We start from the raw sequence: 25,619 nt of genomic DNA on the forward strand, positions 1-25,619 counted from the left end.
TATATTTTGGGACCTTAGCTGGTGGTCTGGGCTGTTTCCCTTTCGACTATGGATCTTATCACTCACAGTCTGACTCCCGGATATGAATGAATGGCATTCGGAGTTTATCTGAATTCGGTAACCCGAGATGGGCCCCTAGTCCAAACAGTGCTCTACCTCCATCATTCTCAATTCCGAGGCTAGCCCTAAAGCTATTTCGGAGAGAACCAGCTATCTCCAAGTTCGTTTGGAATTTCTCCGCTACCCACACCTCATCCCCGCACTTTTCAACGTACGTGGGTTCGGTCCTCCAGTGCGTTTTACCGCACCTTCAACCTGGACATGGGTAGATCACATGGTTTCGGGTCTACGACTACATACTCAAACGCCCTATTCAGACTCGCTTTCGCTGCGGCTCCGTCTCTTCAACTTAACCTCGCATGCAATCGTAACTCGCCGGTTCATTCTACAAAAGGCACGCCATCACCCATTAACGGGCTTTGACTTGTTGTAGGCACACGGTTTCAGGTTCTATTTCACTCCCCTTCCGGGGTGCTTTTCACCTTTCCCTCACGGTACTGGTTCACTATCGGTCACTAGGGAGTATTTAGCCTTGGGAGATGGTCCTCCCGGATTCCGACGGAATTCCTCGTGTTCCGCCGTACTCAGGATCCTCCTAGGTGCCTTCCAAATTTCATCTACGGGGTTTTTACCCTCTTTGACTGACTTTTCCAAGTCATTCGACTATCTGAAAGAACTACCATATTGGAGTCCTACAACCCCAATGAGCAAGCTCATTGGTTTGGGCTTTTCCCGTTTCGCTCGCCGCTACTCAGGGAATCGAATTTTCTTTCTCTTCCTGCAGGTACTTAGATGTTTCAGTTCTCTGCGTCTACCTCGAATGCGCTATGTATTCACGCAAACGTAACATCCTATAAAAGATGCTGGGTTCCCCCATTCGGAAATCTCTGGATCATAGCTTACGTACAGCTCCCCAAAGCATATCGGTGTTAGTCCCGTCCTTCATCGGCTCCTAGTGCCAAGGCATCCACCGTGCGCCCTTATTCACTTAACCTTATCAACCTTGCGGTTGGGTTTTGATCTTTCTTCTAGCGATAGAAGTCCGATCAAGAAAATAAGCAATTGAACTTATTAAAAAACTCATTCAACGCGGTGTTCTCGGTTTGTATTACTAATTTACTTCAAATATCCAGTTTTCAATGAACAAAAATATATCTTTGAGAGTAAACCTCTCAAAACTGAACAAAGTGAAAAACAAACAGTGTAGTCTCCGTAATATTCCTTAGAAAGGAGGTGATCCAGCCGCACCTTCCGATACGGCTACCTTGTTACGACTTCACCCCAATCATCTATCCCACCTTAGGCGGCTGGCTCCAAAAGGTTACCTCACCGACTTCGGGTGTTACAAACTCTCGTGGTGTGACGGGCGGTGTGTACAAGGCCCGGGAACGTATTCACCGCGGCGTGCTGATCCGCGATTACTAGCGATTCCGGCTTCATGTAGGCGAGTTGCAGCCTACAATCCGAACTGAGAGAAGCTTTAAGAGATTAGCTTAGCCTCGCGACTTTGCGACTCGTTGTACTTCCCATTGTAGCACGTGTGTAGCCCAGGTCATAAGGGGCATGATGATTTGACGTCATCCCCACCTTCCTCCGGTTTGTCACCGGCAGTCTTGCTAGAGTGCCCAACTAAATGATGGCAACTAACAATAAGGGTTGCGCTCGTTGCGGGACTTAACCCAACATCTCACGACACGAGCTGACGACAACCATGCACCACCTGTCACTTTGCCCCCGAAGGGGAAGCTCTATCTCTAGAGTGGTCAAAGGATGTCAAGACCTGGTAAGGTTCTTCGCGTTGCTTCGAATTAAACCACATGCTCCACCGCTTGTGCGGGCCCCCGTCAATTCCTTTGAGTTTCAACCTTGCGGTCGTACTCCCCAGGCGGAGTGCTTAATGCGTTAGCTGCAGCACTGAAGGGCGGAAACCCTCCAACACTTAGCACTCATCGTTTACGGCGTGGACTACCAGGGTATCTAATCCTGTTTGCTCCCCACGCTTTCGAGCCTCAGCGTCAGTTACAGACCAGAGAGCCGCCTTCGCCACTGGTGTTCCTCCATATATCTACGCATTTCACCGCTACACATGGAATTCCACTCTCCTCTTCTGCACTCAAGTCTCCCAGTTTCCAATGACCCTCCCCGGTTGAGCCGGGGGCTTTCACATCAGACTTAAGAAACCGCCTGCGCTCGCTTTACGCCCAATAAATCCGGACAACGCTTGCCACCTACGTATTACCGCGGCTGCTGGCACGTAGTTAGCCGTGGCTTTCTGGTTAGATACCGTCAAGGGATGAACAGTTACTCTCATCCTTGTTCTTCTCTAACAACAGAGTTTTACGATCCGAAAACCTTCTTCACTCACGCGGCGTTGCTCGGTCAGACTTTCGTCCATTGCCGAAGATTCCCTACTGCTGCCTCCCGTAGGAGTTTGGGCCGTGTCTCAGTCCCAATGTGGCCGATCACCCTCTCAGGTCGGCTATGCATCGTCGCCTTGGTGAGCCGTTACCTCACCAACTAGCTAATGCACCGCGGGTCCATCCATCAGCGACACCCGAAAGCGCCTTTCAAATCAAAACCATGCGGTTTCGATTGTTATACGGTATTAGCACCTGTTTCCAAGTGTTATCCCCTTCTGATGGGTAGGTTACCCACGTGTTACTCACCCGTTCGCCACTCCTCTTTTTCCGGTGGAGCAAGCTCCGGTGGAAAAAGAAGCGTTCGACTTGCATGTATTAGGCACGCCGCCAGCGTTCGTCCTGAGCCAGGATCAAACTCTCATAAAAAGTTCGAACAATCTTGCGATTGTTAAGCTCAATTGTTTGCTAGCATATTGCTTGCTTGTTAAAAATGTTTGTTGTCTTGAATCAATCAAGACGCCCTACACATTTGGTTTGTCTTTGCTTTGTTCAGTTTTCAAAGGTCTACTTGATTAAAAGCTAATCAATTGAGATTGCCGTAGCAACTTTTATATCATATCAGAGCGACGTTTGTTTGTCAACTCTTTTTTTAAAAGTTTTTTTGACTTCGTTTTTTAGAAGTGTTTCAGCAACTCATTTATCATAACTCGTCGTTTGTTATTTGTCAACAACTTTTTTGAAGTTTTTTTCGATAGAATCAAGCTTCGTAAGCTGTCGTTTTTTTACGACTCAGTTATCTTATCATGGTGTGATCCCTCTGTCAACAGTTTATTTTAACTATTTTCACTAGCGATCTTTGCTCTTTCGAACAAATAATAATATACCAACAGCAAAAATAAAAGTCAATAAGAAAAAAGCTGTTTTATCAACATTTTTAGCGTAATCGATCGTTCTAATCCTATAAGTGAAAAACGTTCGCTTTTAACCTGCTTTTCATTAATGATAGCCTTCTCGGCACTGTGATTGTTCAGTTTTCTATTAATGAGCCACTTCACTTAGCTCTTACCTTCTAAAATTTTCCTTAACAAAGTGTTGCTTTTATCTATTTAGACATTTTTTTGCTAGAATGAATAGTAAATAGTATCATTCTAACTCTGGAGGAACAATCTATGAAAATATTAATTGCTGATGATGATAAAGAAATTGTTGAATTACTAAGTATTTATGTTCACAATGAAGGATATGAAGCTGTTAAGGCTTATGATGGGAAAGAAGCATTATCAAAGATTCGAACGATACCTGATATTGAGTTATTGATTTTGGATATTATGATGCCTGAAATGGATGGCATGCAGGTCGTTAAAGAATTACGAAAGGAATCGCAAATACCGATTATCATGTTGACAGCAAAAACAACCGATATGGATAAAATTAAAGGGCTTGTTGCTGGTGCTGATGATTATGTTACAAAACCATTTAATCCTTTAGAAGTTATGGCACGCGTAAAATCTTTGCTTCGTCGAACAAAAATGCAAATCACACCGGATCAACCGGATATATTAGAAGTAAACTCTTTGATTATTAACAAAGATTCCCATGAAGTAAAAACAATTGATGGGAAAGAGATTCAGCTTACAGCATTAGAATTTGGGATTCTATACTTATTAGCAAGTCATCCTAATCGTGTGTTCAGTGCAGATGAAATCTTTGAGCGTGTATGGAAACAAGAAAGTATTGTTTCCGCAAAAACTGTTATGGTCCATGTTAGTCATTTGAGAGATAAGATCGAAGAAGCAACTGGTGGAGAAAAAGTCATTCAAACCGTTTGGGGAGTGGGCTATAAAATTGATGCAAGATAAAAAAAGAGGAACAGAAAAACGGCGGCGAATCAATCTAACTTCTAAGGAAATCAGTGAGTTATTAGCAGAAGGTATTATCACCGTGATTCTCCTTCTACTATTAAATGTTGCGATTTTGGTTGTCCTTACTTCAATAATTAGTAGTTCCCCTTCATTGACTAATGCGATTTGGGATTCAAAAAATATTTTTGCTCAACGATTGAATAGTGATTTATTTTGGAACGGCCGAAATTTTCTGATTCCCCTTTTCTTTCTTTTAGATATCGGCGTATTATACTGGCGGTTGATCCGTCGCTACCGACAAATGCAACTACGTCATATCATTAGCGAGCTTCACTATATCGCTAATGGTAATTATGACCATCGGATCCCTTTTGAATTAACAGGTGATCTTAGTCGTGTAGTAACAAGCATTAATGGTTTAGTCGATAGTACAGTAGCTGCGATCGAAGATGAACGGAAAATTGAAAAATCAAAAGATGAATTGATTACTAATGTGAGTCACGATATCCGTACCCCTTTAACCTCTATTATTGGTTACTTAGGATTAATCGAAGATGGCCAGTATCAAACAAAAGAGGATCTTTTGAAGTATACCCATACAGCTTATATCAAAGCAAAACAAATGAAATTACTAGTGGATGATCTTTTTGAGTATACTAAAGTCAGACAACCAGCTGTTCCGGTCAATTTTTCGGCTTTTGATCTGATCCAGCTAATTGAACAACTAGCTGCTGATTTTGAATTAGAAGCATCAAAAAAGCATATCCAAATCCTTGTATCATCACAGGTTCCATCATTAACTATGGATGGGGACACCGAAAAACTAGTTCGTGTCTTTAATAATTTACTGACGAATGCTTTAAAATACGGCAAAGGCGCTACAAAAATTGTCATTGAAGTCGAAAAAGTTGGCTCAGAAGTCGTTGCGACAGTAAAAAACAATGGAGCTATGATTCCTCGAGAATCAATTGATAATCTTTTTGACCGCTTTTACCGAGTAGAAGAGTCTCGTTCACAAGAAACCGGTGGGACAGGTTTAGGTTTAGCCATTGCTCAAAGTATCGTTGCTTTACATGGTGGTTATATTTATGCTAAATCTGATAAACACTGGACTTCATTCATCATGCATCTTCCAATAAAAAGAAATGAAAAATTACCAATCAAAAGTCAGGAACATATTGACGAAAATTAAAATATCCGATATTCTTATTACAATCATTTCTATATATCATATCTATATAGCACAGAACCCAGTACATTTTATTTTTTTCAAGAGAGCTGATGGATGGTGTAAATCAGCAAAAAATAAGTTGGAAGTTCCAGTTCTTTGATGTGTACCTTTCGAAATAAGAAAGGTCGGTAAAACAGCCGTTATCTGTTAACAAGAGCAGCATATTTATATGTTGAACTCGGGTGGTACCGCGAATGTTAGACCGATTCGTCCCAAGATAATTGAGGGATGGATTGGTCTTTTTTTTATTATATTTAAGGAGGAATTGCAATGTTAGATGTAAAAATGATGCGTCAAAATTTTGATTATGTCCAAGAAAAATTAATGACTCGTGGGGTCAAAAAAGAAACCTTAGCTGAATTTATGGAATTAGATGAAAGTCGTCGAAAATTACTTGTTAAAACGGAAGAATTAAAAAAATATCGTAATGATGTTTCAGCAGAAATTGCACAATTAAAACGGAACAAAGAAGATGCAACAGCTAAAATCAATGAAATGAAAGAAGTTGGAGGCAACATTAAAGCCCTTGATGAAGAAGTAGCGCAAGTAGATGAAAAGTTACATCAAATTGCGACTACCTTACCAAATTTACCAGATGATTCTGTACCTGTTGGAAAAGACGAAGAGGACAACGTGGAAGTTCGTCGTTGGAACACGCCTCGTAATTTTTCATTTGAACCGAAACCACATTGGGAAATCGCTGAAAACTTAGGTATCTTAGACTTTGAAAGAGGGGCAAAAGTTTCTGGAAGTCGTTTTGTTTACTATAAAGGATTAGGCGCTCGCTTAGAACGTGCCGTTTATAACTTTATGCTAGATCAACACATCTATGAACATGACTATACAGAAATGATTACTCCTTATATCGTAAATAGTCGGGCTATGTTCGGAACTGGGCAATTTCCTAAGTTTAAAGAAGATGTTTTCCAATTAGAAGATACAGATTTGACATTGATCCCAACAGCGGAAGTTCCATTAACAAACTATTACAACGATGAGATCTTAGATGCGCAAGATTTACCGATTTATTTCACTGCTCTTAGTCCCGCATTTCGTTCGGAAGCAGGGAGTGCCGGCCGTGATACCCGAGGATTGATTCGTTTACACCAATTTAATAAAGTAGAAATGGTCAAATTCTCTGATGCAGAACATTCTTATGATGAGCTAGAAAAAATGACAGCCGATGCTGAAGATATTCTACAAAAATTACATTTACCTTACCGTGTAGTAGCATTATCTACTGGAGATATGGGCTTCTCTGCTGCCAAAACATATGACTTAGAAGTATGGATCCCTGCACAAGAAACATATCGTGAAATCAGCTCATGTTCAAACTGTGAAGATTTCCAAGCAAGACGCGCAATGATCCGTTACCGTGATGAAGACGGAAAAATCCACTATGCTCATACACTGAATGGTTCAGGACTTGCAGTCGGCCGAACTGTCGCAGCGATCCTTGAAAACTACCAAAATGAAGATGGATCAGTGACTGTTCCAGAAGTATTAGTTCCTTACATGGGAAATTTAAAAGTGATAAAGTAGACCACCTTGTCTTATTTATATAAAGATGTCATGAAATAAGCGGTCAGCTCCTCGCTTATTGTTGAGGAGTTGCTTCTTGAACGCCGTTTATTCGTTTTTAGAGATACTAGAAGAGCCTGAGACAAGTTTTGTCCCAGGCTCACTAATCTTAATATGTTTATTTTCTTTTTAAAAAGGACTATTACCCCACTCTCTTCTTGTTCAGAAGTTCTGTAATTTACCGGCTTTTTTATAATTTTCTTATAATTATAGAGGTATTATGCCCACCAAAGCCAAAACCATTTGAAAGAATAATATTTGCTTGATGATGAATTTTATTATTGGGAATATAATTCAAATCACAATCTTCATCAGGTTCTGTCAGGTTAATAGTTGGTGGTAAAATATTATACTCCATCGCTTTCAAGCTAATCACTGCTTCAATGCCTCCTGCTGCACCTAATAGATGTCCTGTTGAGGACTTTGTAGAGCTAATCAATAATTGTTCAGCATGCTTTCCAAAAACCTTTTTGATTGCTCGACTTTCACTAATATCTCCAACTTTAGTACCTGTTGCATGCGCATTTATATAATCAATTTCATTTGCACTAATTTTCCCCATTTCAAGTGCTTTTTGGATGGCACGACTGGCTCCTTCTGAATGAGGTGTAGTCATATGATAAGCATCTGAAGTCATCCCGTATCCGATAATTTCACCTAAAATTTTCGCTCCGCGTGATCTTGCATGTTCGAATTCTTCTAAAAAAACGATCCCAGCTCCTTCTGACATGACAAAGCCATCCCTATTTTTGTCAAAAGGTTTCGAAGCTAAATTCGGTTGCTCATTCCTCGTAGATAAAGCTTGCATTTGGTTGTACCCAGCAAAAGCAATAGGTACAATCGAAGCTTCTGCTCCACCTGCAAGTATTGCTTCACTTAGCCCATATTTAATTCTAAGAAATGCTTCTCCTATCGCTTGATTTCCCGAAGCACAAGCTGAAATAGGACACAAAGTCACATCTTTAAATCCAGTCTTAATTGATACGAAACCTCCCGCTATATTGCCTATTGACTTAGGAACTACTAAAGGAGAAACACGATTACTTCCTTTCTTTTCCATAATGTTTTGATTTTCAATTAAAGAGTGAATACCACCTATTCCTGTACCAATCATAACGCCACATTTTTCCAAATCAAAATCCTTATGATCAAAACTCGCTTCAGATAGCGCTTGCATAGAACTGATTACTGAAAAATGAGTGAAACGATCTGTCCTCTTGATCTCTTTTTGATTAAGATACTGGTCAATCGCATAATCAGAAATAACTCCACCAATCCTTGTTTCTAAATTACTAAATTCCTCTGCTTCTATCTTTTTTATCCCAGAAATACCATTACTCACATTTGTCCATAACTCTTCTGCATTTTTTCCAGAAGAAGAGATAGTTCCCCTTCCAGTTATAACTACTCTTTTTATCATCTTATAAACTCCTTACTATCATAAAATAACAAAATATAAATATAACTCAGATATATTCTAACATATTAAAAAATCTTAACTATATAGTAATTTAACTAAAAAAAACAAAAATTTGTTATTAAAACATAATTTTTTTAATAAATTTATCGTAAAAAATGCTTATTAGCTCCTTAACCGCTCAACTTCACAGTGGTTTAAATTTATACAACAGCGGCTTAGTGGTCACTCTTATTTGGATATTGAGCAAAAACAACATAGTCAGACGAAAAAAAGTCATCAATCTTAAAATTTAGAAAAACAAATTTTAAGATTGACGACTTTTTTACTTTAAAAACAATGCTCTAAGTATTCTACTTATTTCGAATATTCACTTGACTCCTAAAGCGGAATATGTTGAGTCTTTTTCCCTTAATTGATTAAGATTCTACTGAATAGTTAGGTGCTTCTTTTGTGATTTGGACATCATGTGGATGGGATTCTTTCAGCCCATTGCCACTCATTTGGATGAATTGTGCTTCGTCACGCAATTGTTTCAAGTTGCCTGCCCCAACATAACCCATACCAGATTTTAATCCACCGATCATTTGGAAGATAATATCCGCAACGCTTCCTTTGTAGGCCACACGTCCTTCGATTCCTTCTGGTACTAATTTATTCGCTTCATTGACGCTACCTTGGAAATAACGATCTTTTGAACCTTTTTCCATTGCGCCCAATGAACCCATACCACGATAAGTTTTAAAACGTCGTCCTTGGAAAATCTCAAATTCACCTGGAGATTCATCTGTACCGGCCAACATACTACCTAACATGACGGCATGTCCTCCAGCAGCTAATGCTTTGACGATATCACCTGAATATTTGATTCCGCCATCAGCAATAATTGCTTTGCCATATTGTCGTGCGACAGAAGCAGCATCATAAATCGCTGTTAATTGTGGTACACCTACACCGGCAACCACACGTGTTGTACAAATTGATCCTGGTCCGATACCGACTTTTACGACATCCACACCAGCATCATATAATGCTTTTGTTGCTTCCGCTGTCGCTACGTTACCGGCAATCAAAGTAGCATCTTTAAAGGTAGAACGAATTTCTTGGATTTTACGAATCACTCCAGCACTATGACCATGTGCTGTATCAATAACGATCGCATCTGCTCCTGCTTCCAACAAGGCACCTGCACGCTCAAATGTATCACTTGTTACACCAACAGCAGCAGCTACAAGTAGACGTCCATGTTCATCTTTGGCAGCATTGGGAAATTCAATCACTTTTTCAATATCTTTGATTGTGATCAATCCGCTTAAACAACCATCGTTGTCAACGATTGGTAATTTTTCAATTTTATGTTTTTGCAATATTTTTTCTGCGTCTTTTAGAGAAGTACCGACTGGGGCTGTTACTAAGTTTTCTTTGGTCATCACATCATTGATTTCCATATGATAATCAGTTACAAAGCGCATGTCACGGTTCGTAATAATACCAACAAGTTTTCTGTTTTCTAAAGTCTCAACGATTGGTACACCGCTAATTCGATATTTGCTCATCAATTCTTCTGCATCTGCTACAAGATGTTGCGGTGTTAAGAAAAATGGATCAATGATCACACCACTTTCAGAACGTTTGACTTTGCGCACTTCGTCTGCTTGTTGACTAATTGTCATATTTTTATGAATAACACCTAATCCACCTTGTCTAGCCATCGCAATAGCCATCTTACTATCAGTTACAGTGTCCATACTTGCACTGATGATCGGGATATTCAACTTAATATTTTTTGCTAATTGTACACTCATATCCACTTCGTTTGGTAACACGTGACTTTCTGCTGGTATCAGTAAGACATCATCGAAAGTAAACCCTTTTTTCGTGAACTTTGTTTCCCAGTTGGACATTTTTAGTACCACTCCTCTAGTTTTTAGTTTATCTATTAAAATAATCGATTTTTTCTATTAAGTCAACCGTCTTCCCATAATCCGCACTGTTTCTAAGAATATCCTTATTCTAAGCGTTTCCATTACAAGTTATATATGGTTGATAACGAGAAACTCTTTTAAGAGAAGCTACTGATTAAATTTACCAAGTTTCTCAAATTTTTGTTCTATCTGTTTTAACCATTTCTCCATAAAAAATGAGAGACCACTATTCAAAACAAACAACTGTTTCAAATAATGATCTCTCATCATTGATATACATCGAATCGTACTTTAACGAATTATCTTCTAGGTACAGATAAACTTCCAACGATTCCATATTTTTTCTTCATGTAATAACGCAAAGCTAGTGCAGCAGCCCCAATAATGATGATAACTACTGGATCTAACAACGGATTCAGTACTGGAGGAAGAAGTGTGGTAGCGGAAAAGGCAACCACCCAGACCAATGTAGTTCCAGTTAAGATCAACAATGTTTTACCCATACCTGGTTTTTTACTACGATCTGCTCCCGGATACTCATATTGATAAATGTATTTATACATCAGGTAAAATACCCAACCACCAACAGCTGATCCAAAGACCAAAGTTGTGATTCCATAAGCTGGCGTTGTTCCACGTGAAAACAATCCGGTAATAGCAATCATGATACTCAACAAACCTAATAACAGGAATGTATTGTCTAGCCACATCAATAATGGTTTAGAATTTACCTTTGCTTCAACTGGTTTGTTGATAATTGCTTCAGTTCTTTCAGAGACAGTTCCAAATAATTGTCTGGCTGTTTTTCCACCTTTTTGTTCAGACACTAAGGTTGGAAGGATGTCATGAAGTGCTTTTACCTTTTCCTCTTCGGATAGATTAGCTGCTTCTAAAGATTTTTTTAAGTCAAAAATATATTGTTGGTTTCTTTTAGTTAATTTTTCTTCTAATTGATTGTTTTCTTTTACAATTTCACGTAATTGTTCTGATTCCATGATCTAAATAGTCCTCCTTAGCCGCTACTTTAACGGTTGTCACAAAAGACATTCTAACATACTATACGTATCGTTTGATAGCCCTTTTATACATTAAAACGGAATAACATAACGTCGCCATCTTGGACTACATAGTCTTTACCTTCTAGACGAACACGGCCAGCTTCTTTGGCAGCATGCATATTTCCATAATGATCTAGATCTTCAAAAGAAACAGTTTCCGCACGGATAAATCCACGCTCAAAGTCTGAATGGATAATCCCAGCTGCTTGAGGTGCTTTGATGCCTTTTTTAAATGTCCAAGCCCGAACTTCTTGTTCTCCTGCTGTAAAGTACGTAGCTAATCCTAGCAAATCATAAGCTGCACGAATTAATTGATCTAATCCAGACTCTTCAATTCCTAAAGCTTCTAAGAATTCTGCTTTATCTTCTTCGTCTAGTTCAGCAATTTCTTCCTCTGCACGTGCGCTGACTACGATAACTTCTGCATTTTCTTCGGCAGCAAAATTACGTACAGCTTGAACGTAGTGATTCGTATCGCTATCTGCTACTTCATCTTCTGCAACGTTTGCTACATATAAGATTGGTTTGGTAGTCAATAAAAACAATGATTTAACGATTTTTTGTTCTTCGTCCGTAAATTCGATAGAGCGAGCTGAACGTCCTTCTTCCAGGACTGGCTTGATTTTATCTAAAACAGCTAATTCAGCAACTGCATCTTTGTCTTTCGTTTTTGCGATTTTTGCTACTCGAGTATAGCGTTTAGTGATCGATTCCAGATCTGCCAATACTAATTCTAGATTGATCGTATCAATATCCGCTAATGGGTCCACTCGTCCTTCAACATGTGTGATGTTGTCATCATCGAAACAACGGACCACATGACAAATCGCATCAACTTGGCGGATATGACTTAGAAATTGATTTCCCAAGCCTTCCCCTTTACTTGCACCTTTAACGATTCCTGCAATATCCGTAAATTCAAATGTTGTTGGCACGGTTTTTTTAGGATGAACAAGTTCAGTTAAGCGTTGTAAACGCCAATCGGGAACTTCTACCATTCCTACATTCGGATCAATGGTTGCAAAAGGATAGTTCGCTGCTTCTGCTCCAGCTTTGGTGATTGCGTTAAATAAAGTTGATTTACCGACATTGGGTAATCCAACAATTCCAGCAGTTAATGCCATAGATTTATTCACTCTTTCTCTGCATTTTTTTCAAGTACTTTTTTTAATTTTTTCTCAAATTCTCGACGAGTCATCATAACGATGTGCCCGCAATTGACGCATTTGATTTTGATGTCCGCTCCCATGCGGATGATTTCCCAACGGTTGGTCTGACAAGCATGAGGTTTTTTCATTTCAACAATATCATGTAAGTCGTACATAAAAGTCCCCTCCTTTAGTCAATTCTCTTAAGAACGGTTCCCACGTCTTTTTGATATTCATATAGTGATCGTAAAAATTAAGGTTGATTGGTCTGAATTGAACGCTTCTTTTCTATTACTTATTCTTCATCGAATTGAATATTAAGGATATCAAGGATTCTTGTCAAATCATTTTGCGAAAGGTACTCAATTTCAATCTTTCCTTTACCGTCTTTTTCTTGGATAGCGACACTTGTACCAAACTTATCCATCAAGCGGTCTTCACTTTCACGTATATAATAAGGCTTTTCTTTTGCTAGTCGAGGGATTTTCTTTTTTTCTTTCCCATCGTTTTGATTTAATTGTGAAACAATTTGTTCCAACTGACGAACCGTTAGATTCTCCATAACTGCTCGATTCGCTAATTTTAGAATCAAACTTTTGTTTTTTAGACCTAATAAGGTACGAGCTTGTCCCATCGATAATCGTTGATCTTGGACCATTTCCTTCACTAAATCAGGTAACGTTAACAGACGGAGATAGTTTGCGATATATGGACGACTTTTACCTAAGCGTTTCGCCACTTCTGCTTGCGTAAGTTTAAGATTTTTCATCAGCATATCATAGGCTTCAGCTTCTTCTAATGGATTCAAGTCTTCACGTTGCAAGTTTTCCAAAACAGCGACTTGCATCATTGCTTCTTCATCAAAGTCACGAACAATTGCAGGGATGGTCGCTTTTTCTGCTAACTTAGAAGCTCGGAAACGACGTTCACCAGCAATGATTTCATATCCTTTTACTGCCGAACGACGGACGATAATCGGTTGAAACACGCCTGATTGCTCAATGGAGTTTGCCAATTCTTGAAGCGAGACTTCTTCAAATGTTTTACGTGGTTGATAAGGGTTAGGGCGTAATTCGTTTAGTGGTAATTGCACAACTGTTTCATCTTCAACATCCACAGTTTCTAAATTCTCTAAATCTTGAAATAACGCATCGATCCCTCGTCCTAATCCTTTACTTTTCTTCACGGTTAACCACTTCCTTTGCCAATGCTTGGTAAACTTCAGCTCCTCTAGAACGTGGATCATAATCAATGATCGGCATTCCATGACTTGGTGCTTCTGAAAGACGAATATTTCTTGGAATAATCGTTTCATAGACCTTCTCACGGAAATACTTTCGGACTTCTTCCACGACTTCATTTCCTAAGTTCGTACGTGCATCATACATTGTAAGTAAGACGCCTTCAATCTCCAATTCTGGATTGAAATGCTTTTGAACTAAACGAACTGTATTGAGTAATTGACTCAATCCTTCTAATGCATAATATTCACATTGCACTGGGATCAGAATAGAATCGCTAGCTGTAAATGAATTAATAGTCAAATGACCTAATGAAGGTGGGCAATCAATCAGAATATAATCATATTGATCGTTCACTTCGGCTAAAGAACCTTTCAAGCGAGACTCTCTGGCCATCATTGAAGTTAATTCGATTTCTGCTCCTGCTAATTGAAGAGTGGCAGGCACAATACTCAAATTTTCATGTTCGGTAACAAGAGTTGCTTCGGCAATCGGTAGCTCATTGACTAAGACATCATAAATATCTTGAGTAACATCTGGTTTTCGAATACCGACACCACTTGTGGCATTGCCTTGTGCATCCATATCCACTAACAAGACTCTTTTACCAAGACTAGCTAAGCAAGCACCTAAGTTAACAGTGGTCGTCGTTTTACCTACGCCACCTTTTTGGTTTGCAACAGATATTATTTGTGCCATCTCTTCTCCTCCTACTTGATTGGTTGCTTATTTGGCATACCAGGTTTTCTTGGGTATTTTTTCGGGGTGACTTTCTTCTTTTGGATTACCAAAATATGTCGCTTGTCAGATATTTTCGGTAATTCTATCGCATCTTCTTTGATAAACTTTCCCCCTAAGATTGCGATCGCATGCTTGGCTTCTATTAGTTCTTCTTCGCTTTTTGCAGCTTTCAGCGCATAAAAGTATCCTTCTTGTTTCACTAGAGGCAAACATAGTTCTGCTAAAACATTCAATCTTGCTACAGCGCGAGCAGTTACTAAGTCAAATGAAGCTCGGAATTGAGGATTTTGACCAAATGTCTCGGCACGATCGTGATGAAGTGCCGCTGTGATACCAAGTTCTTTTGTTAATTCCGTTAAGAAGTTGATTCGTTTATTCAGTGAATCAACGATCGTGATCTGTAAGTTAGGAAACGCAATTTTCAGTGGGATACTCGGAAAACCTGCGCCTGAACCTACGTCGCAAAGTGAAAGAGGCTGAGAAAAGTCCACCTCAAAAGCTAACGTTAATGAATCATAGAAATGCTTCAAATAAACGTCATTTTTTTCCGTGATGGCTGTTAAATTCATTTTTTCGTTCCACTCAACTAACCACTGATAGTAACGTTCAAATTGACTCATTTGTTGATCAGATAAATGGATGTCTTTATCTGCCAATGCTTGACGAAATTCTTCTGGTGTCATAATTAATCCTTTCATTGTGAAACAGCAATTGTTTCACGAAATCTCTTTTTACTTTAACGCAAAATGAATCGAGTTGCAATCTTTCTACCGGTAAATTTATAGGAGGTTTTAAAAAATTAAAAAGGAAGCACTAGGAAGTACACATCCTTCTATATGTAAGTAATTAAAAAAAATAAATGCCTTAACTAGGTTATCTCTAATTTTTAACGCTAGTTGATTTTTTATTCAAATTTAAACAAAAAATGAACACATATCAAATGTATGGATTAAAAAAATCAGCTCGTCTTTGATCCTCACTTCAAAAACGAACTGGTTTTTTTTATTGTATATACTTTTATTTATTATTTTGTCTCTAATTTTCTCCGCACAACATTGAGATAGTGCTGTAACCCAACAGTCATGACCCATGCAGCACCTAAACCAATAAAACTTCCGATCACGATTCCCAAAAAGCGATATTCGATCAAGGATATCAAGTAGGCCCCACGAATTAGTGTCGATAACATCAGTGCCATCGGATTAAGAAAAATGTTGGCAACCGCATAATTTCTAGCAACCAAAAATTGTGAGATACCGTAAAGAAAAGTGATCAGAAAAATCGTTTGTAACTGAGTAAATGGTACAAAGGATAAAACAGCCGACACACATAAGCCCCCCATGGAACCAATCAAATATTGTACTTGCCGATGTTTCATTGCATCCAAATTCTCAGCTAAAAGAATAGAAGCACAAGAAAGAGTTAACCAGTAAGGATTGTGCAACTGCAATCCGTGACTAATATAGACGGAAAGAAATAAAGCAACACTGTAGAAAACAGAATCAATAATCACTAACGGTTCTTCTTGGAATCTCTCTTTTAAAGAGATTTGTTCAATGGCTTGTTCTGGACGTGAATCAAGTAACTTGGTGATAACTGCAGCGATCAATGAAAACATGACCCCCATGAAAAAATAAAGAGAAACCATTGGCAAATGATCAATCGGTAACTGCATACTTGTTCCCATCGCCGAAAGCATCGCAAAAAATAAGCCACCTGGTTTTGAAATATGGAACAACCGCAAAATAAACCGGCTGGCAAAAGCCACTACAGCTACAGCAAAAGGTTCCAACCATAAAACATAGGTTGATAACATTCCTAATACAAAAGCAAATAAAAGTCCACAGCCAATGAAAAACATGCGCTTAATTAAATGTTTCATGGGTATATTTTGATAATAGAAAAAAGTAAAAATCCCTAATGAAGAAAAACTTGAAATCAAGAAATTCTGGTTTATGTATCCTAACCATAGTACGATAAAAATCAATAGCATAAGGTTCATGATACGAAATGGGTTATCTTGAATCTTATTAAAACGAAAATAAGTTTTGAACAACCAATCGCTCCTTTCTTCTATCTTTATTTAGATGTTGAGGCTCCAATGTTTCGCTCTCGTTTCTATCAACATCATTTAGTATAACAACAATTTCTTTATTTTTCATAAAAAATAAGTGGGGGTTGAGACAAAAGTGTTTAGCATCAAGAAAGAAGAAAGAATTTCCAGAAATTGACAGAAAACACAAACACTAGTTTCTGCTGTTGATTGTTACCTACTTGATGCTTCTCAAATTTTTGGCTCAATCTATAAATAGGAGGGACTCGAGAATTACGAGGTAATTTCCCATCAATTCTAGCTCAACCTACCCAATTGAATTGTGTCCTGAAAAAAGGAGATTTACGCCATCAAAAAATGGACAAAAAGCAAAATACTTCCTGTCCATTGATGGTGCTAAGATTTCTCTTTACTGGTATCGTTGCTAAAAAGACGAAAAAACTATCTTCTAGAGATTCCAACAGGAGTATCTAGCTCTAAGAAATAAGCCGGAGAATCCAAAAATAGTTCCTCCTATTTTTTGAAATCTTCGGCTAATTTTCCAATGGAGCTACTTATGGAAAACCGTAAATCAGAGGTTTTCCACTTTCGCAATCTTCCCTTGTTCGATGTAGACCATCAAAATACTTAGATCAGCAGGGTTTACACCACTGATACGGCTAGCTTGAGCAATGGTTTCTGGTTGGATTTTTTGTAGTTTTTGTTTTGCTTCTGTAGCCAATCCATTAATTGCTGCGTAGTCGATATTTTCTGGTATTTTTTTGGCTTCCATTCGTTTTAATTTTTCTACTTTTTCAAGTGCTTTTTTAATGTATCCTTCGTACTTGATCTGAATTTCAACTTGTTCAATTTCTTTCGCTGTCAATGCTTCATTTTCCGGAATAAACAACATTAAATCGCTGTAGCTAATTTCAGGTCGCTTCAAAAAGTCACTCGCTAAAACCCCGTCTTTTAATGGCGCAGCATTGATAGTTGCCAAAAATGCTTGGACTTCTTCTGTCGGTTTGATCCGGACAGTCATCAAACGTTTAATTTCTGCTTCAACAGCAGCTTTCTTTTTCAGATAAGCTTGGTATTGGTCTTCTTTGACTAAACCTACTTGGTGTCCCATCTCCGTCAAACGTAGATCTGCATTGTCATGACGCAATAATAAACGATATTCAGCACGTGAAGTGAGCAAGCGATAAGGTTCATTGGTTCCTTTAGTCACTAGGTCATCAATCATAACACCAATATAACCGTCACTGCGTTTGATGATCAAAGGCTCTTTTCCTTGGACTTTGAGCGCTGCATTGATTCCAGCAATCAGCCCTTGGCCCGCTGCTTCTTCATAACCACTAGTCCCATTCGTTTGACCTGCAGTATAAAGGTTTTCGATGACTTTCGTTTCGAGCGTTGGACGTAATTGATGGGGTTCGACAACGTCATATTCGATCGCATATCCCGTACGCATCATTTCAACTTTTTCCAGTCCTGCGATAGAGTGTAGCATATCCACTTGGACATCTTCTGGTAATGAAGTCGATAATCCTTGAACGTATACTTCTTCCGTATGCAAGCCTTCTGGTTCTAAAAACAATTGATGTCTTGGTTTATCTGCAAAACGTACGATCTTATCTTCAATCGATGGACAATAGCGAGCGCCCACACCTTCAACGATTCCAGTAAACATCGGTGCACGATGCAAGTTATCACGTATGATTTTATGAGTCGTTTCACCGGTATAAGTCAACCAGCAAGATTCTTGTTCTAAGTTGTACGCACTATCTGGCGTGCTAAAACTAAAATGATTTGGTTCTTTATCGCCAGGTTGCTCTTCAGTCACTGAATAATCAATCGTACTTGATTTAACCCGAGGAGGTGTTCCTGTTTTGAAACGATCAATCGCAAAACCTAATTCTTTTAGATTATTAGCTAATCCAACAGAAGGTTGTGAATTGTTGGGTCCAGATGAATACTTCAATTCTCCGATGATGATTTCACCTCGTAAAGCTGTGCCAGCAGTAATGACGACAGCTTTCGCTTGGTAGCAAGCGCCAGTTGATGTCACCACACCTCGACAAACACCCTCTTCGACGATTAATTCTTCGACGATTCCTTGACGCAACGTCAAATTAGGTTCTTTTTCTATCGTATGCTTCATTTCTGCGGAATAAGCATGCTTGTCTGCTTGCGCTCTTAAAGCACGCACAGCAGGACCTTTTCCTGTGTTTAACATTCTCATTTGAATGTACGTTTTATCGATATTTTTACCCATTTCGCCACCAAGAGCATCGATTTCTCTCACTACGACACCTTTTGCTGGTCCTCCGACTGAAGGGTTACATGGCATGAACGCTACCATGTCTAGATTGATAGTTAGTAATAACGTTTTTGAGCCCATTCTGGCTGCAGCCAACGCTGCTTCTGAACCAGCATGTCCTGCCCCTACAACGATGACGTCATAAGTATCTGCTTGATAATGATTCAAGTACATTTCCTCCTTTTATTTTCCTAAACAGAATTGACTGAATAATTGAGTGATTAATTCATCTTGTACACTGTCTCCAACGACTTCCCCTAAGTAGTCCCAACAGCGTGTCATATCGATTTGAACAAGATCTACAGGCATACCTGCTTCAATCCCAGCAACTACTTCTGCTAATGAAATTGATGCTTTTTCAAGTAGAGCAATATGTCTGGTATTTGATACATACGTAGCATCTCTTTCACCGGTTTGCCCACCAAAGAATAAATCAGCGATAGCTGTTTCTAATTGATCTAAACCATCATTTTTAGCCACAGAAACGGCAAACACCGGTTCATCTTCTAACCATTGATCAAGTTCTTCTTTTTCTAACTTTTGCGGCAAATCTGTTTTATTTAAAAGTACAATCCGTTTCAAACCCTTAGTAGCTTCTAAAAGCTGCTCGTCTTCTCTGGTCAGTGGCTCACTTTGATTCAAAACCAATAAAATCAAATCCGATTCAGATAATGCTTTTCGACTTCTTTCTACCCCGATCTGTTCAACGAGATCTTCTGTTTCGCGGATTCCAGCTGTATCAATTAATTTCAATGGTACACCACGAACGTTCACGTATTCTTCGATGACATCTCGTGTCGTTCCCGCAATATCTGTTACAATTGCTTTTTCTTCTCGCAATAAGTGATTCAACAAGCTTGATTTTCCGACATTTGGACGACCGATGATAGCTGTACTTAATCCTTCACGCAAGACTTTTCCTTGTTTCGATGTAGCAAGTAAAGCTTGGATCCTTTGTTGGATCATCGTCGCTTTTTCAAGCAATAATCGTGTAGTCAATTCTTCCACATCATCGTATTCAGGATAATCGATATTGACTTCTACTTGTGCTAATGTTTCTAAGATCTCTTGTCTTAATGAACGAATCAACGAAGAAAGATTGCCATCTAATTGATTTAAAGCTAAGCCCATTGCTTTGTCCGTTTTCGCCCGAATTAAATCCATCACGGCTTCTGCTTGAGAAAGATCTACACGACCATTTAAGAAAGCTCTTTTTGTAAATTCTCCAGGTTCAGCTAGTCTTGCTCCTTCTCGTAATAGCAGTTGTAAAATTTGATTTACGACTACGATCCCACCATGACAATTGATTTCAACGACATCTTCACGAGTAAATGTTTTAGGTGCTAACATAACAGAAACCATAACTTCATCAATGATCTGTTCATTCTTCGGATCAGTAATATGCCCATAATGAATCGTATGACTAGGTACTTCCAATAAGCTTTTCTTGCCACAACGATAGACTTTATCTGCTAACGCTACCGCTTGGTCTCCACTAAGTCGAACAATACTGATCGCTCCTTCTCCTGGTGGGGTAGAAATTGCAGCAATCGTATCAAATTCTAAAGTAATTTCAGCCATTTTTTCACTCCCTTTTTAATTTTACGCACAAAAAAAGTGCCCACTTCACCCTTTACAATAAATGGTGAACTTCGCACTTTGACTGCTTGTCCATGATTAAATTCTGAACATAGGTTATCATATTTAGTTACAAGACACAAGTATTGAAAATAGAGAACTCTGACAACTTCTTCTTTTTTACAATATCGTAAAAATTTTTTTCATTTATACATTCATTCTGATTTGAGGATATTGTACATTCTTTTTATTTCATCCTTTGTATCGTCGCGTTCCTTTTCACGACTATTCAACATAAAAAATAGCCATTCAAAACAAATCGCTATCTCATCTCAGTTCTACAAAAAAACACACGAAGGCTAACCTCCATGTGCTTTTTCTATCAAAGTAAGACTACTTAAGCATCGTATACTCCGATAAGAATGATTTCTAATAAAATATACTTTGTTTAAAAAAGTTTGTCAATGTGATTCCTAAAAACAACCACGCATATCAACCTTTAAATTTTGCTTTTTCCTCAATATAACCGATCTTCTATGAATGATTAAATGAATTTTCAACTATAGGATAAAACGACATTTATTTTATCCCTATTCAGGAGGGTTTACCTCTATCTTTCTAATCCAGAACTTGATATTTCCAATCCAGAGTTTGGTCTTTCTGTTTTTTTCTTTTTTGAAACTTTTTTATTTATAGTATTAATTCTTTTCTTAGCTTCAGGACTAGATTTTGATTCATTTTTATTTACAGCAGCAACTTTTCTCAGGTATTCTTCACCCGTTTTTCTATTATGTAACTCGTTTTTAACATCTTTCTGATTTATAAGAAACTGGTTTGTAAGCACGTCTCCAACTTTTTCTCCAGCTTCATTTACAACATCTATTAACAATTCTTTTTTTACTATTTTCATGCTTGGCGTCTCTTGCACCAATTCTTTTTTATTTTTAAGAAAAAACGCGTAATTCTGATCAAGTAAATCACTATAACTCTGGTTCTTGACCTCATCTTTAGCAACTTTTAGCAGCATTTCATCCATACCCTCAATTTGTTTACATTGATCATACTCTTTGTCTTTAATAATTGCCTTAGTTTTATAACCTAGTGTATATTTGAATGCTAATCCTATATTTTTTACGATACATGCCCCTGTCATTTGTGACCTTGCAACATAATTTTCAAACTTACATTCTGATGCATGATGATGAAGCTCTTTTAACGGAAATTCTGTTGTCTTATGAAAAAACAAATTATATTTATCTTGAAAAAAGCTTCCAAAGCTCACACCTTCTTTTCGGGACAAACTTAAAAAATCTCGCCATGTAGGAGCATATCTTCCTATACGAACAGCTTTTGAAATGGCTTCTATGTTTTCTTTTGATTCTTCAAACTCATATACATAGATTGATTTTAATTGTTTGGTATCCAGATCTACCCACAATTTTTCTACTGCTGCGAAACTCTCTACAAATTCTGCTTTATCCTCCTTACTAACGCCTTTCCAAAGGTCTAATTTCTCTTTATCGGAAAAATCATTCCAGTTTTCCCATTGATAAAACGACGCTATTTTATTTAAATGCTCAAGAGAAATTTTTCCATCAACATTTGGCGCTTCATTAGGTACAAGTTGACCTCCTTTATTACAAACGCGCACTTTAATTTTATTGTCTTCTTTTTGAATAAGCAGGCTGACACTATGAACATCGCCTGCTCTTCGTTTATACATGATTGGTATAACTAAAAAACTATCCGGATCATTATTTACCAAGTCTTTCATGCATGGCTTAAAATATTTGTTATCGTAACTACATCCTATACTACCGTTTAAAGAGTTTATTAAGTTCTTTCGTTCTCTACCATTTTCTGTAAACTGTTCAGGATTTTTTTCAACTACCTTTTTATACAAATACATATACTCTATAAGGTTATCATATTTTACTCCAGCCTCATTATCCAGCATATTGGAAGTCCAATTCCATTTTTGATTAAAGACATGCGACATTTCTGCAATATACTTTTGTTCATTTTTTACATATTTTTCACGAGCTTTTTCGATATCTTTTATCATTTTTTTTCTTTTTTTCTCTTCCATTTTTCCCTTCCTTTTCCCCCAGTCGTATTCACAGTAACATAGATTATTTTGGAGAAAGAAACTTTTTTTTAGAAAACAGAGAAAAAAAGATTTCTTGCAAAACACAACAAAAATAAAGTAGCGAAAAAGTAATCAGTTTACTTTTTCGCTACTTCATTGATTTAAACTTCTCTTATTTATCAAGCATTATTTCATTAACAAGCATTTGTTAATGAAGCAAACTCTTTTAGTGTTTATAATCGTTTTTTTACAGGTTCTACTACTAGATAACGATAAGGCTCGTCTCCTTCAGAATGAGTTTTCACATATTCATTCTTGCTTAATGCCGCATGGATTTGTTTTCTCTCAAATGCCGGCATTGGTTCTAAGAAGACTGGTTGACCGGATTTAATTGCTTTTTCGGCAGTACGATCTGCTAAGCGTTGAATGATTTCTTGTCTTTTTTCACGATAATTACCAACGTTTACTACTACAGATAGTTTATTTTTAGCAACACGGTGAATGAAAACTTGTGCTAAATACTGTAAAGCATTTAATGTTTTGCCGTGTTTGCCAATTAAAATCCCTTGTTTTTGTGTATCTAATTGAAAAACGACGGTATTTGCTTCGCGGGTCATTTTTACTAAAGCTGGCGCATCTAATTGCTTGGTAATATCCGTGAGATAGACTGCTAATTCCGTTAAAGCTGCTTCATCGCCTAATTCACTGGTTTCTACTTCTTCTGGTTGGTCTTCTGTGAAGACTTCAATGGTTTCAGTTTCTTCTATCGTTTTTTCTAAAGGTTCTTCTAAAACTTCTTCTACCGTTTCTTCAATTGCTTCTGAAACAGTTTCACTAATTGAAGGTTCAATCTTAAGACGAGCATTCTTACGCCCGATCCCAAGAAATCCTTTCTTACCTTCATCTAGTATCTCAATTTCAACTTGCTCTTTATCCAATCCTAAATCGTTTAAACCAAGTTGGATTGCTTCATCAATTGTCGCAGCTTCATAAATCGGCATTAGCATTCCCTCCCTTATTTTTTACGTTTTTTCTTCGGACTCATGGCTTTTTTCAACGCACGTTCTTTTTCACGAATACGTTGAGCTTCTTCTTCTCGCTCTTTTCTAATCTTAAATGGATTATTGATTAGTAATGTTTGAACGACTTGGAAAGCATTAGATATTACCCAATATAATGAAAGACCACTTGCTAAGTTGACCCCCATAACTAAGATCATCACAGGCATCACAAAATTCATGATCTTCATTGATGCATTTGATTCAATTTGACTCATGCTACTTAGATACGTACTTGCAAAAGTAAATACCGCAGCAAGGATCGGTAAAATAAAGGTTGGATCTGCTGTTCCTAGATTTAACCATAAAAAGTTTCCTTGTTTTAATTCAGGCACACGTGAAATCGATTGCCATAACGCCATCAAAATCGGCATCTGTACTAACAACGGTAAACAACCAGCATATGGGTTCACATTATTTTCCGCATATAAACGTTGTTGCGCTTCACGTAACTTACTTTGTGTCTCAGGATCTTTTGAACTATATTCTTGTTGTAGTGCTTTTAATTTTGGTTGAAGTTCTTGGGTTTTTCGCATACTCTTGGTTTGAAAATGCATCAACGGCATCAAGATCACACGAATGATCAAAGTGAATAAAATAATCCCAATCCCTGCATTTCCAAATGACAATGCCTTGATCGCTTCTGCAAAATAATAAACGATGTAGCGATCCCAAATTCCTGTGCTTTGTGCACTTACTTCTCCAGTTCCACAACCGGATAAGACAACGACTAGACTGATAATGCCTGCCATCAAAAGTAAACGTTTGTATTTCTTCACTTACTCTTTTCCTCTCTATCGATTATTTTTGCAAGTTTTAAGACATGGACTAGATTGGAACGAATCTCATCGTAAGTTAGTCCCTTGACACTTGGTCTTGCAATCACGATAAAATCCAATTCCGGATCGATCTGTTCTTTTACAGAATAGACCGCCGCACGAATCTTACGTTTTACCTCATTGCGACATACTGCATTGCCCACTTTTTTACCTACTGAAAGCCCGACACGAAAATGTGGCTGGTCTTTTTTTTCTAAGCGGTAAACGACAAATTTACGATTAGCAAATGACGTTCCTGTATGGAATACGTTTTGAAACTCTCGTTCTTTTTTGACTCGATACGCTTTTCTCATTCGTTTTCTTTCCTTTTCTATCTTTCACTTACGTCCATAATCATAACATATTTCTCTTTATTCTTTCAGCTTTTCCCTAAAAAAGGGCATAAAAAAAACCACTGAAACCCCAGTGGCTTAAGCTGAAAGAACTTTTCTTCCTTTACGGCGACGGCTTGCTAAAACACGACGGCCATTTTTAGTACTCATACGTTTACGGAATCCGTGAACTTTTTGACGTTTACGTTTATTTGGTTGGTATGTTCTTTTCATGTATTCCACCTCCAAAATTTCTTATCTACTGTTAAAACACAGACATACTTTGATAGTATAACGACAATCAAGGTAATTTGTCAATATAAAATGAAAGGAAACTTCTGGATTTATGCATTCTATTTTTCCACAGTTTAGTTTTTTTTCGTGTGATTCGTTTGTGGAAAAAGTTATACACAAGATTTATCCACAATTATTTTTTAGGGTTTTTTACACAGAATAAACACCTGTAAAAAAAGTAATCCACAAACAGTCATTTATCTGTGAATTGAATGCTTAACTCCTTGATAAACAAAGATTTTTTATCCACAACCTACCTGGGATTTCTGTCTTTAAAACACACTTATCCACCTGTTGATTAGTGATGTGGATAAGTATTTTTCCTCGTTGTGATTTTTTTGTTTTTTTCTCTCTTAATTTTGTGGATAATCTCAAATAAAAAATTTTTTCTGCTCTTTCTGTGGAAAACTATATGAAAAAATGATAAATTAGTACTAGTTATTCACTTTTTAATGAAGGAGGAAGCCTTAT

At 37.8% G+C, this 25,619-nt stretch carries 19 protein-coding genes, 2 rRNA genes and 1 other annotated feature (1 of these 22 cut by a window edge); of the genes, 3 read left to right on the forward strand and 18 right to left on the reverse strand.

What is annotated here, in order from left to right:
• Positions 1-1,054 (reverse strand): 23S ribosomal RNA (locus IGJ11_RS13090) (it extends 1,860 nt beyond the left edge of the window).
• A gap of 232 nt (positions 1,055-1,286) precedes the next feature.
• Positions 1,287-2,846, reverse strand: a 16S ribosomal RNA gene (locus tag IGJ11_RS13095).
• Together the 16S and 23S rRNA genes form the textbook arrangement of a ribosomal RNA operon.
• 743 nt (positions 2,847-3,589) lie before the next feature.
• Between IGJ11_RS13095 and IGJ11_RS13100 the strand changes: the two genes are divergently transcribed.
• From IGJ11_RS13100 to serS, 3 genes are all read left to right on the forward strand, one after another.
• Positions 3,590-4,279: a response regulator transcription factor gene (locus IGJ11_RS13100; protein WP_010736768.1), complete on the forward strand. Its 690-nt coding sequence runs from the start codon at positions 3,590-3,592 to the stop codon at positions 4,277-4,279.
• On the forward strand, positions 4,266-5,474 hold the full coding sequence (locus IGJ11_RS13105) for a sensor histidine kinase (protein ID WP_025480278.1): 1,209 nt from the start codon (positions 4,266-4,268) through the stop codon (positions 5,472-5,474). The genes IGJ11_RS13100 and IGJ11_RS13105 overlap by 14 nt, the downstream gene beginning before the upstream one ends.
• 44 nt (positions 5,475-5,518) lie before the next feature.
• Positions 5,519-5,731: a binding site (T-box leader), on the forward strand.
• Between the two features lie 52 nt (positions 5,732-5,783).
• A complete protein-coding gene (gene serS / locus IGJ11_RS13110; RefSeq protein ID WP_207431753.1) occupies positions 5,784-7,055 on the forward strand; it encodes a serine--tRNA ligase in 1,272 nt (423 codons plus the stop codon).
• Positions 7,056-7,284: 229 nt separating this feature from the next.
• Here the strand turns inward: serS and fabF are convergent, their stop codons facing one another.
• The 16 genes from fabF to rpmH form a co-directional block, all read right to left on the reverse strand.
• Entirely contained in the window at positions 7,285-8,514 is a 1,230-nt protein-coding gene (gene fabF / locus IGJ11_RS13115; protein ID WP_094940640.1) for a beta-ketoacyl-ACP synthase II, read from the reverse strand.
• A gap of 416 nt (positions 8,515-8,930) precedes the next feature.
• Positions 8,931-10,415 carry an IMP dehydrogenase gene (gene guaB / locus IGJ11_RS13120; protein ID WP_010720519.1) on the reverse strand — a complete coding sequence of 495 codons (1,485 nt, stop codon included), beginning with the start codon at positions 10,413-10,415 and terminating at the stop codon, positions 8,931-8,933.
• A 320-nt stretch (positions 10,416-10,735) separates the two neighbouring features.
• Positions 10,736-11,431, reverse strand: coding sequence for a DUF1129 domain-containing protein (locus IGJ11_RS13125; protein ID WP_010720518.1), 696 nt, complete (start codon positions 11,429-11,431; stop codon positions 10,736-10,738).
• 86 nt (positions 11,432-11,517) lie between these two features.
• A complete protein-coding gene (ychF, locus tag IGJ11_RS13130; RefSeq protein WP_010720517.1) occupies positions 11,518-12,618 on the reverse strand; it encodes a redox-regulated ATPase YchF in 1,101 nt (366 codons plus the stop codon).
• Positions 12,619-12,626: 8 nt separating this feature from the next.
• A complete protein-coding gene (locus IGJ11_RS13135; protein ID WP_010720516.1) occupies positions 12,627-12,818 on the reverse strand; it encodes a DUF951 domain-containing protein in 192 nt (63 codons plus the stop codon).
• Positions 12,819-12,937: 119 nt separating this feature from the next.
• Positions 12,938-13,828, reverse strand: coding sequence for a ParB/RepB/Spo0J family partition protein (locus tag IGJ11_RS13140; protein WP_010720515.1), 891 nt, complete (start codon positions 13,826-13,828; stop codon positions 12,938-12,940).
• Positions 13,815-14,582: a ParA family protein gene (locus IGJ11_RS13145; protein WP_010736770.1), complete on the reverse strand. Its 768-nt coding sequence runs from the start codon at positions 14,580-14,582 to the stop codon at positions 13,815-13,817. Before IGJ11_RS13145 ends, IGJ11_RS13140 begins: the two co-directional genes overlap by 14 nt.
• An 11-nt stretch (positions 14,583-14,593) precedes the next feature.
• Positions 14,594-15,307 (reverse strand): 16S rRNA (guanine(527)-N(7))-methyltransferase RsmG, encoded by a 714-nt coding sequence (gene rsmG / locus IGJ11_RS13150; RefSeq protein WP_010720513.1) that lies wholly within the window; start codon positions 15,305-15,307, stop codon positions 14,594-14,596.
• A 341-nt stretch (positions 15,308-15,648) separates the two neighbouring features.
• Positions 15,649-16,680, reverse strand: coding sequence for an FUSC family protein (locus IGJ11_RS13155; RefSeq protein WP_010736771.1), 1,032 nt, complete (start codon positions 16,678-16,680; stop codon positions 15,649-15,651).
• A gap of 568 nt (positions 16,681-17,248) precedes the next feature.
• Positions 17,249-19,147, reverse strand: coding sequence for a tRNA uridine-5-carboxymethylaminomethyl(34) synthesis enzyme MnmG (gene mnmG, locus IGJ11_RS13160; RefSeq protein WP_010720510.1), 1,899 nt, complete (start codon positions 19,145-19,147; stop codon positions 17,249-17,251).
• Positions 19,148-19,162: 15 nt separating this feature from the next.
• The gene (gene mnmE, locus IGJ11_RS13165) at positions 19,163-20,560 is read right to left on the reverse strand and encodes a tRNA uridine-5-carboxymethylaminomethyl(34) synthesis GTPase MnmE (protein WP_063627679.1); all 1,398 of its coding nucleotides are present in this window, start codon (positions 20,558-20,560) and stop codon (positions 19,163-19,165) included.
• 607 nt (positions 20,561-21,167) lie between these two features.
• Positions 21,168-22,646, reverse strand: a complete 1,479-nt coding sequence (locus tag IGJ11_RS13170; RefSeq protein ID WP_251849587.1) for a hypothetical protein — start codon at positions 22,644-22,646, stop codon at positions 21,168-21,170.
• Between the two features lie 233 nt (positions 22,647-22,879).
• A complete protein-coding gene (gene jag, locus IGJ11_RS13175) occupies positions 22,880-23,647 on the reverse strand; it encodes an RNA-binding cell elongation regulator Jag/EloR (protein ID WP_063627680.1) in 768 nt (255 codons plus the stop codon).
• A gap of 14 nt (positions 23,648-23,661) precedes the next feature.
• Complete coding sequence (locus IGJ11_RS13180; protein ID WP_010720506.1) at positions 23,662-24,483, reverse strand: YidC/Oxa1 family membrane protein insertase; 822 nt, start codon at positions 24,481-24,483, stop codon at positions 23,662-23,664.
• The gene (gene rnpA / locus IGJ11_RS13185; protein ID WP_010720505.1) at positions 24,480-24,836 is read right to left on the reverse strand and encodes a ribonuclease P protein component; all 357 of its coding nucleotides are present in this window, start codon (positions 24,834-24,836) and stop codon (positions 24,480-24,482) included. Before rnpA ends, IGJ11_RS13180 begins: the two co-directional genes overlap by 4 nt.
• A gap of 117 nt (positions 24,837-24,953) precedes the next feature.
• Complete coding sequence (gene rpmH / locus IGJ11_RS13190; protein WP_002293121.1) at positions 24,954-25,088, reverse strand: 50S ribosomal protein L34; 135 nt, start codon at positions 25,086-25,088, stop codon at positions 24,954-24,956.
• Positions 25,089-25,619 lie beyond the last annotated feature (531 nt).

Source organism: Enterococcus sp. DIV0691 (assembly GCF_051711145.1).
Taxonomy (GTDB): Bacteria; Bacillota; Bacilli; order Lactobacillales; family Enterococcaceae; genus Enterococcus_B; species Enterococcus_B hirae.